This window comes from Posidoniimonas polymericola (assembly GCF_007859935.1).
Classification (GTDB): Bacteria; Planctomycetota; Planctomycetia; order Pirellulales; family Lacipirellulaceae; genus Posidoniimonas; species Posidoniimonas polymericola.
This window is the reverse complement of record NZ_SJPO01000001.1, coordinates 172,244-189,625: the sequence shown is the minus strand read 5'-3', so window position 1 is coordinate 189,625 and position 17,382 is coordinate 172,244. Positions and strand designations below refer to the sequence as shown.

General features: G+C 66.6%; 16 protein-coding genes. 7 read left to right on the top strand and 9 right to left on the bottom strand.

The features are described 5' to 3' along the window. Nucleotides 1-166 precede the first annotated feature (166 nt). Complete coding sequence (locus Pla123a_RS00765; RefSeq protein WP_146583615.1) at nucleotides 167-751, top strand: redoxin domain-containing protein; 585 nt, start codon at nucleotides 167-169, stop codon at nucleotides 749-751. A gap of 77 nt (nucleotides 752-828) precedes the next feature. Here Pla123a_RS00765 and Pla123a_RS00760 read toward each other — a convergent pair whose 3' ends face one another. Next, entirely contained in the window at nucleotides 829-1,485 is a 657-nt protein-coding gene (locus tag Pla123a_RS00760) for a hypothetical protein (protein ID WP_146583614.1), read from the bottom strand. Between the two features lie 822 nt (nucleotides 1,486-2,307). On the opposite strand from Pla123a_RS00760, the gene Pla123a_RS24395 reads away from it, so the two are divergent. Continuing rightward, on the top strand, nucleotides 2,308-3,018 hold the full coding sequence (locus Pla123a_RS24395; RefSeq protein ID WP_197527564.1) for a PEP-CTERM sorting domain-containing protein: 711 nt from the start codon (nucleotides 2,308-2,310) through the stop codon (nucleotides 3,016-3,018). An 85-nt stretch (nucleotides 3,019-3,103) separates the two neighbouring features. Here Pla123a_RS24395 and Pla123a_RS00750 read toward each other — a convergent pair whose 3' ends face one another. Continuing rightward, on the bottom strand, nucleotides 3,104-4,732 hold the full coding sequence (locus Pla123a_RS00750; RefSeq protein WP_146583612.1) for a PAS domain-containing sensor histidine kinase: 1,629 nt from the start codon (nucleotides 4,730-4,732) through the stop codon (nucleotides 3,104-3,106). Nucleotides 4,733-5,052: 320 nt separating this feature from the next. Between Pla123a_RS00750 and Pla123a_RS00745 the strand changes: the two genes are divergently transcribed. Next, nucleotides 5,053-7,263 (top strand): PEP-CTERM sorting domain-containing protein, encoded by a 2,211-nt coding sequence (locus Pla123a_RS00745; RefSeq protein ID WP_146583611.1) that lies wholly within the window; start codon nucleotides 5,053-5,055, stop codon nucleotides 7,261-7,263. A 37-nt stretch (nucleotides 7,264-7,300) separates the two neighbouring features. Further along, nucleotides 7,301-7,942, top strand: a complete 642-nt coding sequence (locus tag Pla123a_RS00740; protein WP_146583610.1) for a LysE family translocator — start codon at nucleotides 7,301-7,303, stop codon at nucleotides 7,940-7,942. Here Pla123a_RS00740 and Pla123a_RS00735 read toward each other — a convergent pair. After that, nucleotides 7,932-8,864, bottom strand: coding sequence for an SUMF1/EgtB/PvdO family nonheme iron enzyme (locus Pla123a_RS00735; RefSeq protein WP_146583609.1), 933 nt, complete (start codon nucleotides 8,862-8,864; stop codon nucleotides 7,932-7,934). The genes Pla123a_RS00740 and Pla123a_RS00735 overlap by 11 nt on opposite strands. A 193-nt stretch (nucleotides 8,865-9,057) precedes the next feature. Here Pla123a_RS00735 and Pla123a_RS00730 point away from each other — a divergent pair, with 193 nt between their 5' ends. Together Pla123a_RS00730 and Pla123a_RS00725 are read left to right on the top strand one after the other, a co-directional pair. Continuing rightward, a complete protein-coding gene (locus Pla123a_RS00730; RefSeq protein ID WP_197527563.1) occupies nucleotides 9,058-9,756 on the top strand; it encodes a TIGR02117 family protein in 699 nt (232 codons plus the stop codon). A gap of 149 nt (nucleotides 9,757-9,905) precedes the next feature. After that, nucleotides 9,906-10,736: a hypothetical protein gene (locus tag Pla123a_RS00725; protein ID WP_146583607.1), complete on the top strand. Its 831-nt coding sequence runs from the start codon at nucleotides 9,906-9,908 to the stop codon at nucleotides 10,734-10,736. Between the two features lie 82 nt (nucleotides 10,737-10,818). Here Pla123a_RS00725 and Pla123a_RS00720 read toward each other — a convergent pair whose 3' ends face one another. From Pla123a_RS00720 to glnA, 4 genes are all read right to left on the bottom strand, one after another. Further along, a complete protein-coding gene (locus tag Pla123a_RS00720; RefSeq protein WP_146583606.1) occupies nucleotides 10,819-11,484 on the bottom strand; it encodes a hypothetical protein in 666 nt (221 codons plus the stop codon). 61 nt (nucleotides 11,485-11,545) lie between these two features. Then, nucleotides 11,546-11,902 (bottom strand): DUF2200 domain-containing protein, encoded by a 357-nt coding sequence (locus Pla123a_RS00715; RefSeq protein ID WP_146583605.1) that lies wholly within the window; start codon nucleotides 11,900-11,902, stop codon nucleotides 11,546-11,548. 45 nt (nucleotides 11,903-11,947) lie between these two features. Continuing rightward, nucleotides 11,948-12,313: a Uma2 family endonuclease gene (locus tag Pla123a_RS24390; protein ID WP_197527562.1), complete on the bottom strand. Its 366-nt coding sequence runs from the start codon at nucleotides 12,311-12,313 to the stop codon at nucleotides 11,948-11,950. Nucleotides 12,314-12,782: 469 nt separating this feature from the next. Then, nucleotides 12,783-14,195, bottom strand: coding sequence for a type I glutamate--ammonia ligase (gene glnA / locus Pla123a_RS00705; RefSeq protein ID WP_146583604.1), 1,413 nt, complete (start codon nucleotides 14,193-14,195; stop codon nucleotides 12,783-12,785). Between the two features lie 513 nt (nucleotides 14,196-14,708). Here glnA and Pla123a_RS00700 point away from each other — a divergent pair. Next, on the top strand, nucleotides 14,709-15,710 hold the full coding sequence (locus Pla123a_RS00700; RefSeq protein WP_197527561.1) for a serine/threonine protein kinase: 1,002 nt from the start codon (nucleotides 14,709-14,711) through the stop codon (nucleotides 15,708-15,710). Between the two features lie 43 nt (nucleotides 15,711-15,753). Here Pla123a_RS00700 and Pla123a_RS00695 read toward each other — a convergent pair whose 3' ends face one another. Continuing rightward, nucleotides 15,754-16,191, bottom strand: coding sequence for a hypothetical protein (locus Pla123a_RS00695; protein WP_146583602.1), 438 nt, complete (start codon nucleotides 16,189-16,191; stop codon nucleotides 15,754-15,756). Then, nucleotides 16,181-17,224: a DUF1559 domain-containing protein gene (locus Pla123a_RS00690; protein WP_146584245.1), complete on the bottom strand. Its 1,044-nt coding sequence runs from the start codon at nucleotides 17,222-17,224 to the stop codon at nucleotides 16,181-16,183. The genes Pla123a_RS00695 and Pla123a_RS00690 overlap by 11 nt, the downstream gene beginning before the upstream one ends. Nucleotides 17,225-17,382 lie beyond the last annotated feature (158 nt).

Here is a 17,382-nt window from a genome sequence, read left to right as displayed (position 1 = left end):
AACAAGGCGGCGGCCCGCACCGCCACGCCCGAACCACGCAGCGTGACCGGGGTCCTGCTGACTTTGACGGCGAGCGGTAGTGTGCGGCTGCACACCGACCAGCCATCGGCGAGCCGGTAGGATGGGGCTCGCCCTCACCCGCAACTAGTCTCCAGGAGTCGCCATGATGACGCGCTGCATTGCCCTCTCCGTGCTCGCCGCCGCCCTTACCGCCGGGGCAGCGAACGCCGCGGACACCGCCGAGCCCACCATCCGCGACACGCCGCTCGAGGTCGCCGACACCGCGCCGGCGCCGACGCTGCCGGAATTCGGCGCCGACAAACCGATCGACCTCGCCAAGGTCTTTGCCGAGGGCCCGACCGTGCTGGTCGTCCTTCGCGGCTACCCCGGTTACCAGTGCCCACTCTGCTCTCGGCAGGTCGGCGAGTACATCCAGGCGGCCGCCAAGCTGCGCGAGGCCGGTGCGCAGGTCGTGCTGGTCTACCCGGGCGGCGTCAGCAATCTGGCCGAGCGGGCCGAAGAGTTCCTCGCCGAGAAGAAGCTGCCCGAGCCGCTCACTATGGTGCTCGACCCCGAGTACGCGCTGACCGACGCCTACGGCCTGCGGTGGGACGCGCCAAACGAGACCGCCTACCCTTCTACCTACATCATCGGACCGGACCGCAAGGCGACCTTCGCCGTGGTCAGCAAGAGCCACGGCGGCCGCGTGCCGGTGGCCAAGGTGCTGAAGGAGTTGCAGAAGGCAGAGTAGCCAACCGCGACAAAAAAAGGGGCGCCCCGCCAGTGCGGAGCGCCCCTCTGTCGTGCGCGGCAAAAAGATCCTGTGAGCTAGTCGCGGCCGCGGCGGGCGACAACCGACAGCAACGCCAGCGCGGCCAGGCCGGCGGACACCGGCTCCGGCGCGTAGTTGAAGTTGACGTCATCGACGAACACCTGCTGCGTCAGCACGCCGCCGAAGCTCTGGATCGCGTAGACCAGCCGCGCCGAGTCGGCGCCGGCAGGGATCTCGGCGCTCACGATGAACTCCTCGAAGTCGGTGCTCAGCATTGGAGAGAGGTTCGGAGTCCGTGAGACCTCAACGCCCGCCACGGAGTCGCGCCACTCGACGCGGATCTCGCTGGCGGCTTCGCCGGTCGCTTTGTGCCACCCGCTAAAGTAAGCGGTCTTGCCTGCCGAACCGGCGTCCAGCACGGCGTCCTGGAAAGCGCCCGCGAAGGAGTTCGCGGTCTGATCGATGTTGAGTTCGAGCGACTGCGCGCCGGTGCGGGGCATGTTGCTCGTGAACTCAGAACTGGCGACCGGGTCGCCGCTAAAGCCTTCCCAGGTTCCGACAAACGGCGCGCCGTCGAAGGTCAGCGTCCCCTCGAAACTCGGGTCCGCAATGCGATTGTAATAGTCGAGATGGACGGCGAGCGCCGTAGAAGCGCCGGCCAGGCAGCCCAGGCCCAGCGCCGCTGCGCAGGCCGCTAATTTGATGCAGCTCATTAGATTCACTCTCACGGGTGTAACGGGAAAAGACAAGAAACGTTACCGACGTGGCCGTCAAAATGCAGCCAGAGTAGGTCTGCCACGTATTTCGGATTCTACGTAAAACGCAGATCGAATGGTAGCGCTTTCAGGCCAATGGCCAAAGAAGTTTCGCCGAGTAACGTTTCTCCAGCCTTTAGCGCTCTTCGGTTCCGGCGAGCGAGCCCGGCGCCGCCAAACAACTCTTGCTAACGCATCTCGTCGACGCATCCCGTCAACGGTGATCGGCGCCAGGTCTTGGTCCGGCTCGGCGGGGCGGGTCCTGCCAGGCAGAGCAGCCCGGCCCCGACGCAAAGCAGTCGGATGATTGCAGCGCAAACTCCGCGTGGATCCTGGGGAAAGCGGTCGCACTATACGGGCGGTCCTCGGCCCGGCCTGGGAGGTTCGCCGCGCAGCACCACGAAACGGTGTCCAACGGCCTGCGCGCCACTGGACAGCGGGATGCGGGGATCCCAGGGCCTTGTTTTCACGCAAACCAGCTGTGTTTTTTACCGTTCGGTCCCTGCGGCAGTGGCCGCATCGCCTGGCATTTCGGCGTCTATTTGCCGGTACACCCGGCTCTTCGCGATGCAATTCCTGTCGGCGCTGATTGGCGAACGGTCGTCGCGATCGGTTAATCTAGCTGGCTGCTCGTCATTTCGCCCTGGGGTGCGTCTCGCCCTCGGGGCCCTGTCGTGTCGTCCGCCGTCGACGCGGGCTTGCTCGAACACGCGCTGCTGGTCGGGCGCCCCGAGTCACGCCGGCGCCACGCCGCCGCACTCATCACCTGGAGAAGACCCCATGACCCGGAAACTGCTCTCGCTTGCGATTGTCGCGTGCTGCGCGTCGGCGGCGCACGCGAACACGATCTTCCTCGACTTTCAACACAACAACCGCCCCGACACGCCGGGCTACAACAGCATCGTCAGCTCGACCATCAACGGCGCCGCGATCTCGTTCACAGACATGCTCGACTCGAACGGCGTCCCGACCGCCATCGATGTCGGCCACGTCGGCTTCCCGGCGAACGGCAACTCGGCCGGGCACACCGGCGTCACCGGCGACGCGGCCATCTTTGCTGACGGGGCGACCAGCGACTCGCTATTCGGTCACACCAACGACTTCAACGGGTTCCTCGCGCCAAACCCGATCATCACGTTCAGCGACCTCGACGCCTCCGGCGCCACGACCTACGACTTCGTGCTCTACGCCGGCCGCAACGGCGGCAGCATCCGCGCTGGCGACTACGTGTTCACCGACGCCAACGGATCGGTTGCGTTCACCGATTACGACGCCTCGCTCAACACGTCCGAGGTGATTGCGGTCAACGGCCTGGTCGCGGACGCAAACGGCGAGATCAGCCTCTCCATGACCGCCGGAGCCACCAACGACACCAGCCAGCGGTTCTTCTACATCAACGCGATGCGCATCACGACCAACGTGCCCGAGCCGTCGGTTCTTGGTCTGCTGTCGGTCGCCGGCCTGTTCGGCCTGCGGCGGCGGGTCCGCTAGCAACCGGCAAAACCCAACAAGCAACGCCCCGATCGCCTCGGCGACTCGTCGGTCGCCCGGCGGGGGCGTGTCTCGTCAGGTCGACTTACCGGGCCGGCGACAGATCGGCCGACCGCGGGTTCTCGTCCACGTGTCTATCGCCGTCAACCAGACACGACGGCGGGAACCAGAGTGTAAAAACCGCTCCGCGTCCCGGCTCGCTGTCGATCCGGATCTGGCCGCCGTGGCGGTTGACGACCACGTCGTAGCACAGCCACAAACCTAGGCCGACGCCGCCCGTATCCTTGGTGGTGAAGAAGCGGTCGAATGCCCGTGTCACTACGTCCGGCTCCATCCCGACGCCCGTGTCGGCGCACACCACCTCCAGGCCGCCATCGGGCAGTCGGCGGCCCTCGATCCGGATCTGTGCGCCGCCCCGCTCGGAGCCGGGCCGCTCTTGGATAGCGTCGACTGCGTTGGCGATGAGGTTGACCATTACCTGGCAGATTTCGCCCTCGTAGCCAACCATCCGGTGCGAGAGCGATTCCCCGTCGATGGCGACCGCCGCCACGCCGGCGGTGGCGTTCCGCGTCAGCTTTATGGCGATATCGACGGCCTCGCCCAGCCCGAACTCCTGGCGTCCTGGAGTGCTGGGGAGTGAGAAGACCCGCATCGCAGCGGTGATGCCCGCCGCCTTCTCCGCCGCGTCAATCGCGTCGTCGATTGCTTCCCGGTGGTCCCGGACCCAACCCGCAAGGCCGGCCGGCTTGAGCGTTCCGGACGCGTCCGCCTGCCGGGCGTACGAGGCGTTCAGGTAGTTCAGGACGCCAAGGATGCATTGCAGCGGCGAGTTGATCTCGTGCGCGACGCCGGTCGCGAGCGCGCCGATCGACTCCAGCCGTTCGCGGCGCGAGTTGCGCGCCTCGAGCTTCTTGCGGTCGGTGATGTCGATGGCGTACTTCACGACGCGTTCCACCCGACCGTCCGACAAGCAGAACGGCGTGTAGGTGGCCTGCATCCACCGCTGCGAGCCGTCGCGGGCGATCCGCATGAACTCGTCGCGGTGGAAGTGCCCCCCGCGGAGCAGCTCCCAGAACGCCTCGTACTCAACGGGGTCGTACCCGCCGTCGGGCATCATTATCCGATGGTGCCGCCCGAGCAGCTCCTCTCGGCGGTAGCCCATCATCTGCACAAAGTTGTCGTTGACGTCGAGGATGGTCCCATCGGCGCTGAATTCGACGCGGCACTGCGAGCGGTCGATCGCGGCGAGCTGCGCGTCGAGCAGCAGCGAGGCGCGTTCCGCCACCTGCTCGGCCCGCTTCTGGGGAGTGATGTCGATCGCGTACTTCACGACCCTCTCCACCCGACCCTCGGGACAGCAGACTGGGTTGTAGGTCGCCTGGATCCAACGCTGCGAACCGTCGTGGGCCAGTCGCATGAACTCACCGCGTTGGAAGGTGCCGTCGTGCAGGCGTCTCCAGAACTCGGCGTAGTCGGGGCTGTCGTGGTCGGCCTCGGGGACGAACAGCCGGTGGTGGCGCCCCAGCAACTCGCCGCGGTGGTACCCCATCATGTCGAGGTAGTTCTGGTTGACCTCTAGGATGATCCCCTGAGTGCTGAACTCGATCCGGCCGTGAGACCGGTCGATCGCCGACAGCTGCGCCCTGATGGTCGCAATCTCCCGGTGCAGCACCGCGAGATCGGTCGCCGTGGTTTTGGCTGAGGGGTGTTGCATGGGAGATTATCATCGCAGTAATCGGGGGGGCGCCTCGGCTCGGTTCCCGCGGGTCGCGGAATACCACCTCGGGAACCCTACCCCTCGGAAACCCCTAGCGCGCTAACAATCCAGGGGCCACGCCGGGGCGGCCCGCCCACGCAACCGGGCGGACTCTACCCAGCCTGCACGGACGGTCAGTGGTATCCCACACGCGATTGAGTAATTCCCACCACCACCGCCCGCCCCGCTCACGCCGGGGATTGGGCGAGGTTGACCCACTCTTGCGGCGCGGTAGACTCAGCGGGTCAGGGGCACTGACTCTCTTCAAGGCGTGAACCATGTCGCCGCGTAAGCTCGCTCTGTTCTCGCTGGCCGCGTTGCTGCTCGCCGGCTCCCCACTCGCCGCGTTCGAACTCCCCTGGTGGGTCGACTCGGTCACGGTCACCCAGCCGGGCACAGGCGGTATTGGCTCGGTGAGGCTCGACGGCGTGTGGTGGGACACCGCCGCGCCCGACGCTATCAGTCACTCCGTGGTCGACGGCGCGCTGCACCTGTCGCTGTCGGCTCCCGGCCTGGCCGGCGCGGGCGACGCGCTCACCCCGTGGACCCTGACCGAAGAGTTCGGCCCGCTCGACCCCATCGTCAACGAGATCACCGGCTCGGTCTGGAACGTGCTTCCCAACGACCGCGGCGTCCGCGAGCTGGTCTCCGGACCCGACTTCTTGGGCTGGATCTACCCGCGGCCGCGGGGCGAGTTCCACGGGCTCGGCAGCCTCGGCGACCCGGCCTACGTCAGCGCCGCGTTTGACGTCTCGGCCGACGGGCGGGTCGTGACCGGGCATAACGAGCTCGCTCCCAATGCGGCCGGCTTTATCACCCACGAGGCGTTCGCGTGGTCGCCGTCGACCGGCATGGTGTCGATCGGCCTGTTGCCGGGCGGCTCGCCCGGCGGCAGCACGGGCCGCGGCGTCTCGGCGGACGGCAACTACATCGTTGGCGACTCTTCGATCCGCCGCGACGTATTCCAGAGCCAAGAGGCGTTCCGCTGGTCGCTCGGCGGCGGCATGCAGCCGCTCGGCACGATCCACGGCGTCTCGTCTACCGGCCAGGCCCACGCGACTTCTCGCAACGGCCGCGTCGTGGTCGGCGTCAACGAGTTCTACCCGCCGACCCGCCCGCCCGAGGGCTCGGGCCTGCCGCCGAACTACTTCCGCCGCGCCTTCCGCTACACCGACGATTCCGGCATGCAGGACCTCGGCTTGCTGAAGGAGTACGGCGAGTACTCGACCAGTGAGGCGGTGGACGTCTCTGCGAGCGGCGAAGTGATTGTCGGCAACGCCCATCGCCTCCAGAACCCGCTCGCCTTCGAACCGTTTCACCCCGACCAGGCACAGCCGTTCTTGTGGACACGCGAGGTGGGAATGGTAGGCCTTGGCAACCCGCCGCTGCCGTTTGCATCGCTTGTGCCCGTGCCACAGGAAACCACCGCCAACGCCGTTTCGGCCGACGGCAAGGTCGTGGTCGGCGTCGACCGGGTGCTGTGGGGCCCGGAAGTCGACGCCCGCACGCCGTATATGCTCGAGCAGGCCGTGATGTGGACCGAGGATCTCGGCTGGAAGTACATCCCACCATTCCGCCTGCCGCCCGGCCCCGAGTTTATCGGCTCCGAGGCCGTGGACGTTTCTGCCGAGCAGGGCCGCGTCGTGGGGCACGCGTTCCTCTTGTCTACGGACGCCACGACCACCGTCGACCCAGCGCTGCTCGACGGCGACATCGACGCCTTCGGGCGTTTGCAGGCGCCGTTCCTGTGGGACCGTCAGCACGGCATGCGGCCGCTGGCCCGGGTGCTGGCCGGCGACTACGGCCTCGAGATGGAGGGCTGGCGGCTGCTCGAGGTCGGCGCCATCAGCGACGACGGCACGACCATCGTCGGCACCGGCATAAACCCTGACGGCCAGCAGGAGGCGTGGCGGGCCGTGCTGCACCGCTCGGTCCGCACCGGCGACGCCGACTTCGACGGCGACGTCGACCGCCAGGACGTGGCGGCCCTGACGGCCAACCTCGGCATGAACGCCGAGTCGGCCGAGGTCTACTGGATGTACGGCGACTTCGACGAGAACGGCGCGGTCGACCAGTCGGACATGATGCTGCTGCTCGCCAACTACGACGGCCGCAGCTCCGGCGACTTCAACGGCGACGGCGTCGTGGACGCGGGCGACTACAGCTTCTGGCGTGACCACCACGGCGACCAGACCGGCCTGGCCGACGCCAACGGCGACAACCAGGCCGACGCCGCCGACTACCACGCCTGGCGGAGCAACTTCGGCCTCGTGCTTGGCGAGCCGGTCGCCGACCAGACGGTTCCCGAGCCGGGGGCGCTCGGGCTGCTCGTGCTCGCGGCGATCGTCGGCTGGCGTCGCCGTAAGGATTGGCCACGAAGAGGCACGAGAAGACACAAGAAGGTTGCGTCCGTCGGACCGACGCTCCCCGGAGGTTCTTGTGCTCTCTTGTGCCTTTTCGTGGCCATCAACTACCGTAGTCGGGCGTAGCCGTTCTGTCCTCCAACCGATCCGCCAACTTCTGCCGATGCCCAGCAGCGAGCAACTCCTCGGCTTCGTGCTCGCTTCCTGCGTGCTGATTGCCGCCCCGGGGCCCGACCTCCTCGGCGTGCTGAGCCTCGGCCTGTCGCGTGGCCGGCGGGCCGGCGTGGGGTTCGCCATCGGCTGCGCGCTGGGGTGCCTGTCGCACACGCTGTGGGCGGTCGTGGGAATCTCGGCGTTGATCGCGGCGTCGGAGATGGCCTTCTCGCTGCTGAAGTTCGCCGGCGCCGCGTACCTCGTATACCTGGCCATCGGCGCACTGCGGAGCGGCGGGTCCTTCGACGGGTCCGTTGGCGCTGCGACCAACGCGAAGCCCGCCGCCGTCCGCACGGCGCCCTACGTGCTCCGCGGCTTCCTGGCCAACGCCCTGAACCCGAAGGTCGCCCTGTTCTTTCTGGCGCTCGTGCCGCAGTTCATGGATCCCGCCAAGCCCGCGGCGCCACAGGCGGCGCTGCTCGGAGGGCTGTTTTGCCTGCTGACGATGGCCGCGTTCAGCGCTATCGGCGCGTACGCCGGCGTGCTAGGCCGGTGGCTCGCCGAACGGACCGGCCTGGGCCGCTGGCTCGACCGCGCCGCGGGGTGCGTGTTCCTCGCGCTGGCGGGCAAGCTGCTGTGGGCTAAGCGGTAACCCGGCCGCGGCGAGCGGCAGCCGACAGCGCCACCGCGGCCCACAGGCCGATGGCCGCCGCCCCCGGCTCCGGAACAGGGGCGCGCGAGGCGACCCGGAACCCGACCCAGTCGTACGCCTGGTTCGGCGCGCCCTGGCCACGGCGGCCGGCGTCGAGCCACTGGTCGGTCTCGAACCACGCTCCGCCGCGTGCGCCGCGGGCCTCGACCGCGCTGTCGTTGGTCAGGTCGAAGGCGGTCTCCTCCCACTCCACGACGTTGCCGGTCTGACCCATCGTGCCGTACGGGCTCAGCAGGCCGGCGTTGGTCACGTCGTTTGGACCCGCTGGGCTGTAGTTGTCGGCGCGGACGGTCTCGAAGTCGGGGTCGCCAGCGAAGTCGATCCCGTCGGGCAGGTCGTTGCTGCCAGTGGCGTAGTCGTAGTACACCCCGGTGGCCGGGTCGTAGTAGGCGGCCTTGTACCACTCGTCGGCGCTCGGCAGGAAGTAGAAGGCTTGGCGGTTGCGGTACGGATTGGCGGGGTCGTAGCCGGGGTCGCCGGAGCTCCACAGCTGGAGCCCGTCGCGACTGCCAATCCCTTTATAGGCAGACGGATACCCCTTGATCTGGTTGAGCGAGTTGACGAACTGAGCCGCGAAGTACCACCTGATGTTCGTCATCGGCAAGTCGGTCCCGACGATCGGAGGACCGCCAGTGCCGACAACCGAGTAGTACACTGCTTCAGAGATCTCGTACTTGCCGATCCGGTACTCGTAGTCGACGGCGCCGGCCGGATTCGGGGCGCCGGTCGTATCGGCCGGGTTGCCGGGGTCGCCGATCGTGACGAACTCGATCTCGGCCACGCCGCCCAATCCGCTGAAGGTGTCAGCATGAGCTGCGGCGGCGAGTATCAACAAGAACAGAAAAAACTGAATCGGTCTCATCGGTCTGGCTCCAGATAAAAATGGGAGAATAATGACCACCAAACTATCCTAGTCGGTTCGCCTCGCCGGCGGGGACTTATTGCACCCCTCTCCGCATGCCCGCGGCGCTGGTTGCCCGGCGTTGCGTCAAATGTGTGATGATTCGCCCAAGCGTCCCCTCACGAGCTTCCACTTCCCAGTGGCATCACGCCTCATGCCCGAAGAACCACAAACGGACAGCCGGCGCCGGTTTCTGCGTCGGTTGCGGCGGTGGCTGGTCCGGGGGGTGCTTGCGGTCGTCGGCTTCGTGGCGTTCTATGCGTTGTTCCTCTTGGTCGGGCTGATCCAGGTGAACCGGGGCTACGCGCCGCCGGCAGACGGGATCGAGGTGTTCGTGCAGTCCGACGCCGTGCACACCGACCTGATCCTGCCGATCCAGAACGGCCAGTGGGACTGGAGCGAGCTGCTCCCCGCCGCCGACTTCCCCGAGGAACCGGCCTGGGCCACGCACTACGCCATCGGCTGGGGCGACCGCGGCTTCTATCTCGACACGCCGACCTGGGCCGACCTGAAGGCCTCGACCGCGGTGGTCGCCATGTTCTGGCCCAGCAGGACCGTGATGCACGTCTCGGCGTGCACGGCGCCCGGCCGCGAGCAGACCTCCGCCCGAGTGGTGCTCACGCCCGAGCAGTACCGCACGCTGTGCGAGTCGATCGCCGACTCGTTCGCCGGCGATCACACCGAGCAGATCGACTTCTCCTACGGGCGCTACGACGCGTTCTACCAAGCGACCGGCGCCTACCACTGCTTCTACACGTGCAACAGCTGGGCCGGCGCCAAGCTGCGAGCGGCGGGCGTGGCGACCCCGCTGTTCACGCCGCTGCCGGGGCAGGTGGGAATGTACTTGGAGTGATGACCTGGAAACACGCGGCTCGCGAGCAGTCGCCGCCTGCTAGCAGCCGTTCGCCGCGGGGAGAGTCATGCCCCGGCGGCCGATGGCCGATAACCGACCTACGTGCGGGTGTCACCGGAACACGCCCAGCTAGCGGTGGGGGAACGACTATGCAGGTAGGGTTGGCGGGCGAAGGCCTGATGCAGCAGCAGTCGATGCAGCGTCGTCGCGACCACGAGGTGCAGGCCGTGTTCAGCGACATCCTCGAGGCCGCCGGCCGGCAGGGTTACGCCTCGGCCCCCGACAGCACACAGGACGGCCCGCTCGGCGCCAGCGCCACGGACGCGTGGGAGCACTGGTTCGACAGCCAACGCGTAGGCGGGCGTTACGCGTCGGTCGAGAAGGCCTCAGAACTGCGGAGCGGCTACAGCGAGCTGATCGCCCGGGCGCACGCCGAGGGGGGCTACCAGACCCCGCAGGAGTTCCTCGGCTCGCTGACGCGTGAGGAGCTGTCGGTGGTGCAGCGGGTGCACGCCCTGGCCGACCCGATCGGCGTCGATGCGCTGACCGAGGAAGGCGTGCTGAACCTGCTGCTGCCGCCGGTCGCGCAGGTCGACCTCAACCACGACGGCATCACCCGATCCGGCATCGGCTCGGGCCTAAGGTTCCCAGACAGCAACACGCCGCCCGACGTGGCCGCGGCCTGGGAAGAAGCAACCGCCGGCATGCCCCTTGGCGAGCGGATGACGTTCGAGCTGCAGATGCTGATGCCGCTGCTAACGGCCAACATCCACCTCAACCCAGATGGCTCGTACTCGCACACCTCGGAGCCGGGCGACCCCGACTGGCAGAACCCGTTCGCCGATCCAGGCTACTCGTACGCCAAGGCGACCCAGGACCAGCTCGACCACCTCGACTTCAGCCGGCCGTTCATCAGCGAGGACCAGTACGAACGCGGCGTGGCGTTCTGGTCGCGGCTGAAGGCGCTGCTGGAGGTGTAGCGAGTGCGTGAAGCTGCTGGCTGTTCAGTTTGATGCGTCCGGGGCTGGCAGGTTGAGTATAGCAACGCCGTCCTCTGCTTAGTCAGGCCCCGAGGACCCATCCCAGCATTCGGCTCGCCAACTTCTGGTCCATTAGTTCCGCGGACCATCGGTGTCCAACGTCATCGCCGCCAACGTAGATCAACAGGATGTCCTTGGTGTCCCTGTATGATGCAAGGAGGCCTTGAAACGTCTTCCGAATTCCCTCGCTGAACTCCCGGTTTGCCTGAGTAGCCAGTGCGTCGTGATCCCCATAGGCCAACAACCAACGGTACGCGGGATCCAACCGCCAGTCTTCACTCCAGTCGCCCCATTCATCGACGATCCACAGCTTCCCATCGTTCGCTGAATCGATTTCGTCGAATCGGCGAAGAGCAAACCCAACAGTCATACAACTCGAATCGGTAATAATCGCCAACGCATTTGAGCTGGAGAACCCCGGCGCGTCTTCGATCACGGCCTTAATCTCATCCGCGAACAGACTATAGTTCCGAGCATTCCGATCAAATGTCCATTCACGCTGCAGGAGATAGCCTTCGTTGATCAATCGATCCGATGCGGCTTCGAATGAGGCCACCGTACTGCGTGTGCCGTGCGTGAACACGCCGCCCTTCCGGAGCAAGGACTCTTCGTCGCGAGTCAGCAGTTCGGCGAATTGCACTTCGCCAGACTCGTTCTGCTGATAGAACAGCTTCCAGTTTGCCGTCATCAAGTATCCCACCGGTTTCCTACAGAAAGCTCTCCCAAACGCAGCCCGGAATTCTCTCCGCTCACGCGCTCCGCAGGATCTTCTCCATCGTCCCCTTGGCGAGCTCGTCGACCAGCTTGTCGAGGTAGCGCACCTTCTGCGTGAGCGGGTTCTCGATCTCCTCGACACAGTAGCCGCAAATTGCGCCGGTGATGAGGTGGGCGTTGGGGTTAAGCTTGGCGGCGGCGAAGAACTCCTCGAAGGTGGTGCCGCCCTTGATGTGCTTTTGCAGCGTCCGCTCGGTGAAGCCGGTCAGCCACATGATTACCTGGTGCAGCTCCTCCACGGTGCGGCCCTTCTTCTCGACCTTCGTCACGTAGTGGGGGTAGACCGAGGCGAAGGTTAGCACGGCGATACGCTCGTCGTGGGATTTAGCCATGCTGGAGGCTCAATTGAGTTCGACCGCCTGGACGCGCCGCCGGAATCAGTCGCCGGGCGGCGTCGGGATCTCGAATAGTTTCGCCAGGTCGATCGTCAGCCCGGGCAGCACGTCGCCGCCGGTGAGCTGGTCGGCCTCGGTGAGGCGCGTCGACTTCTCAACCGCGGTGTAGGAAGTGACCGACTTGTCGCGGGGGTCAACGTACCACACCAGCCGCACGCCGGCCTCGAAGTACTCCTCGAGTTTCCGATGCATCTCCTGGTCGGTGTTGCCCGGGCTGAGCACCTCGACCGCCAAGTCCGGCGCCAGGCTCGGCGCGGCCTGCTGAGGGAAGCCGGAACCCTTGAGCCGTTCCCACGACACGAAGCAGACGTCGGGAATGCGTACCTGGTCAGGAAACAACTGCAGCATCCCCCCTCGCCCGCAGTGATGCCGAGGTTTCGCTGCTGAACAAACGTCGTAATAAGAGCGCCTAGTTGGGCCGCCAGGAACGACTCGACAAAGCCCAGCGTCTTCTCCAATAGGACGCCGTCAATCAACTCGCACAGCCGATGCTCCTGCGACTCCATGCGGATCGCGTCGTCGACGGTGGCGCTGCCGGGCCGCGGTCGGCTCACGACTCGCTCCAGCGGGATCGGGCCGAACCGCGCCGCCAGGTCAACGGCAGTCCAGTGGTGAGTGACGGTCGCCATAGCGGGCTCGCGTAAAGAAGCGATTGAGGATTGCCTGCTGGGAAAACTGACGTGGCTCTGCACCAGTATACCCTGAGGAAACGGCCGCGGGACCGCGACGGGGGCGTGTCCCACCCCTGGCGGGGTGGACTTTCAGCGCGCACGCTCGGCGCCAGCGACTCTAGCGCCCAGCGCCCTCCAACCAGCGCCTAAATGTCGTAGTACAGGCAGAACTCGTACGGGTGCGGCCGCAGGTTGATCGCCTCGACCTCGTTCTTCTGCTTGTACTCGATCCAGGTGTTGATGACGTCCTCGGTGAAGACGTCGCCGCGAAGCAGGAACTCGTGGTCGGCGGCCAGCGCGTCGAGCGACTCGCTCAGCGAGCCCGGGGTCTTGGGGACCTCGGCCAGCTCCTCGGGCGAGAGGTCGTAGATGTCCTTGTCCAGGGGCTCGCCCGGGTGGGTCTTGTTCTGGATGCCGTCCAGCGCGGCCATCATCAGGGCGCTGAAGGCCAGGTAGGGGTTGCTGCTGGGGTCGGGGCAGCGAAACTCGATCCGCTTGGCCTTGGGGCTGGGGCTGTACATCGGGATGCGGCAGCTGGCCGAGCGGTTGCGCTGGCTGTAGGCCAGGTTGACGGGCGCCTCGTAGCCGGGGACCAGCCGCTTGTAGCTGTTGGTCGTCGGGTTGGTGAAGGCCAACAGCGCCGGCGCGTGCTTGAGGATGCCGCCGATGGCGAACAGCGCTTCGTCGGACAGTCCGGCGTAGCCGTTTCCGGCGAACAGCGGCTCGCCGTTCTTCCAGAAGCTGATGTGGGTGTGCATGCCGGAGCCGTTGTCACTGAACAGCGGCTTGGGCATGAAGGTGACGGTCTTGTTGTGCCGGTGCGCGACGTTCTTGACGATGTACTTGTACTTGCACATGTGGTCGCCCATCGCGACCATCTCGTCGTACTTCAGGTCGATCTCGGCCTGGCCGGCGGTGGCGACCTCGTGGTGCTGGCACTCGACGTCCAGGCCCGACTCGATCATCAGCTGCATCATCTCGTTGCGGATGTCCATCAGCTGGTCGGCGGGCGGGCACGGGAAGTAGCCCTCCTTGTGCCGCAGCTTGTGGCCCAGATTGGGGCGCTCGTCGGCGCCACGGTTCCACTCGGCCTCGACGCTGTCGATGCTGTAGAAGCCCTGGCTGGGGGTCTGGTCGAAGCGGACGTCGTCGAAGATGAAGAACTCGGCCTCGGGCCCGATGAAGCAGGTGTCGGCCACGCCGGTGCTCTTGAGGTAGTTGGCCGCCTTGCGTGCGACGTTGCGCGGGTCGCGGCTGTAGTCCTCACGCGTGATCGGGTCCTGCACGTTGCAGATCATGCAGAGCGTGGAGAGCTTGGTGAACGGGTCGATCCAGGCGCTGGAGGGCTCGGGCACGAGCAGCATGTCCGACTCGTTGATCGCCTGCCAGCCGCGGATGCTGGAGCCGTCGAAGCCGAGGCCGTCCTCGAACACGGCCTCGTCGAGCTTGCCGGCGGGGATCGTGAAGTGCTGCCACAGGCCGGGGAAGTCCATGAACCGGAAATCAATCGCCTTGACGTCCCGCTCGCGGCACATCGTCAGAACTTCTTGGGGAGACATCACCTACCCTACCCTTTCAGCATTCGAGAAACGCAATCCGGAACACGCCATCGAGGTCGAAGCCCGCGCCATGGTCAGAGGGCCGCCCCGCCTGCTCCCGCGCTCCCGGCGGGGCCGGGATCGCGTTGTGCGAGCCGCTTGGGGTCGCCGCCACGCTAATCGTCGAGAGAAAAGAACCCGCACGACTCCGCCAAGAGCGCACCTTATCCTTACCCGGGCGGGTATCCTGCCACGCGCCTGATTGAGCCGTGCGACGCCCATCGATCCGGGCCGACCAGCGGGAGGCCGGACTCCGTGTTTGGGGCCTCGCACCGGGGCCCAACCCGCCGCGCAGACATCAGCAGGTTCGTAAAAACCGCCCTCACTCCCCAAATCGTAGCCGATCGGCGGCGGCGAATGGAAGACCCGCGGCCCCGGGGGCCAGAACCGAGTTGCACAGATCCGCCCCGTCCGCGAAGATTATACTGGGCGGGGAACCCGTCCGCCGATTATCTCCTCTTCCGCGACCGCTGCATGGCCAACCGCCACCTCCGCTTCCTGCCGACCAAAGCCACGTTCAACCTCGGCGAGAAACTCGGCGCGGGGACCGTCGGCGTGGTCTACCGCGCCACGAGCCCCGACATCGAGCACCCCGTCGCGGTCAAGATCCTCCACCCCAGCGTCGCCGACGATCAGAACATCGTCGATCGCTTCGAGCGGGAGATCATGATCACCGAGCGGATGGAGCACCCCCACATTGTCAAGCACTACGGCGGCGGCCAGCTCGACGGGCAGTTCTTCTACGCGATGCAGCTGTTGGAGCACGGCTCGCTGAAGGACCGCATCAAGACGCACGGCCCGGTCCCCTGGCCGCAGGCGGCCGCGTACGCGGTGCACATCGCCTCGGCCCTGCAGCACGCGCACAACCACGGCATCATCCACCGCGACCTGAAGCCGTCCAACCTGTTCTTCGACGAGGGCGGCGACCTCGTGCTGGGCGACTTCGGCATCGCCCGCGACACCTACGACGCCGACATCACCGAGCAGGGGATCACGGTCGGCACGTACGCGTACATGTCGCCGGAGCAGATCACCGCCGACAGCAAGATCTCCGGCAAGGCGGACCTGTACTCGCTCGGCTGCGTGCTGTACGAGATGCTGACCGGCGCGCCGCCCTACACCGGCGCCAACTTCGCGCAGATCTGGGACCAGCACCTCAACAAGAACCCGCCCCGCGTCCGTGACTTCAAGACCCCCAAGGGCAAGCGGGTCGACTGCCCCGAGTGGCTCGACGACCTCATCACGCAGCTGCTCGCCAAGGAGGCGTCCGACCGGCCCCACAGCGCCCGCGCCGTGCAGGGCATGATCATGCAGCACCTGTTCGACGAGTTCGGCGAGGAGAAGGCCCGCGAGCTGACCAAGGACCAGCCAATGGGCTCCGACGAGTCGGAACAGCAGCCGCGGATGTGGGCCGTGTGGGCCGCGCTCGCGCTGATCGCCGCGGTGCTGGCGATCGTCGCGGCCAAGCAGGGTTAGGCCACACAACTGGCGGCCACTGCGCGATCTAGTTCGGCGCGATCTAGTTGGGCGCGCCGAGTCGGCGGACCTGCTCCGCGGTCAGGTCAATGCGGAGGTTGTTGGCGCCGTCGGTCACCTCGACCGGCGCGGGCACGACGACCCTGCCGAACTTCGGCACGCCTGCGGGCGCGGGCCCGTTGGGGCCGTCGTCCTCTCGGAACACGGTGACCCAGTGCTTGCCGATCACGGCTCCGTCGTCGGCGGCGTAGGTGCTGAGCGTGAAGGTCCCGTCCGGGTTCAGCAGCCCGAAGGCCGGTTTGCCGACCTCGACCTGCGACCCCTGCGACACCGGCGCGAACATCACCTTGCCGTGGCCGAACGGCTGACCGTCGATAGTCACGCTCCCTGTGGCGGGCGCGAGATCGTAGGGCGAGCCGCCGCACCCGCCGCACACCAGGAGCAGCGTCAGGGCGGCGAACGGCGTCCGGCTACAGGCCACTGAACACCTCCCCGTCCATCCGGTCGCCGAGGATCGCGAACACGCGCAGGTCGGTGTTCTCGCTGAGCATCCGCACCGAGCCGTCGACAAAGCCGAACAGCACGCCGCCGGCGTGCCACCCGAAGGCGCAGTCGTCGGTGGCGCTGCCGCCCGGCAGCCGCAGCTGGTCGGCGCCCGACAGCGGGAACGCCGTGGCGCCGCCGATGTTGCACTTGATGACGTCTTGGGTCTTGAACAGGATGGCGCCGTCCTCGTTGTAGGTGCCCAGCCAGTTGGGGAAGCTCTTGATGTCGACCACGTAGGCCGACTCGCCGATCGCGATGGTCTTGGAGGCGCCGTCGGTGATGTCCTTGATCTTGATGCGGCTGAACGGGGTCTTCTCGACCTGGTCGCCACCGTCGAGCACGCCGTCGCCGTTGATGTCGATCGTGTTGCAGACGCCGCGGTTCTTCATCTCTTCGGCCCGCAGGAACATGCCGCGGTCGCAGTAGCCGCGGGAGCCCTTGTAGTGGGCCACCGCGTGGCCGTAGTTCGCCTTCGCGCCCGACTTGCCGAAGAAGCCCTCGTCGGGCACCAGGTCCGGCAGGTCGGCCGACGGGCAGCGGAACGTGGCGACCTGCGCGTCGGCCCCCTTGAGCGGCAGCTTCCCGGCGGCGTTGGCCGCGGCGAAGATGTTCGGCTGCCAGGGGTCGCCGCGGAAGTCGAACGAGTTGAACACAACATCGTTGTCGACCAGCTGGTCGTAGACCGACTGCTCCTCGAGGTAGGGGAGCGTCTTGGTGGCCCAGCCGAGCCCGTCCTCGCGGCGGGCGCCGGTCAGGGCCGTGTAGGCGCCCTTGGGGAACTCGCCCTCGGTGTTGTGGAAGCTCAGCAGGCTGAGGGTGATCTGCTTGATGTTGTTGGCGCACGACATCCGCCGCGCGGCCTCGCGGGCGGACTGCACGGCGGGCAGCAGCAGGGCCACCAGCACGCCGATGATCGCGATCACGACTAGCAGTTCAACAAGCGTAAAGGCGTGGCGTTCGTTTCGCATTGCTCTCTTGCGGGACAAACAAGAAGGGTGCGGCGCGACCGCGCCGCACAGTGGTGTTCGTGCACTGGGCCCCAAATTTAGAGCGGACCAGCGGGCGGGTACATCCCACACGAAACTTAACCCCGCCTTAACACTCCCTTAACCATCGCGCGATAGAC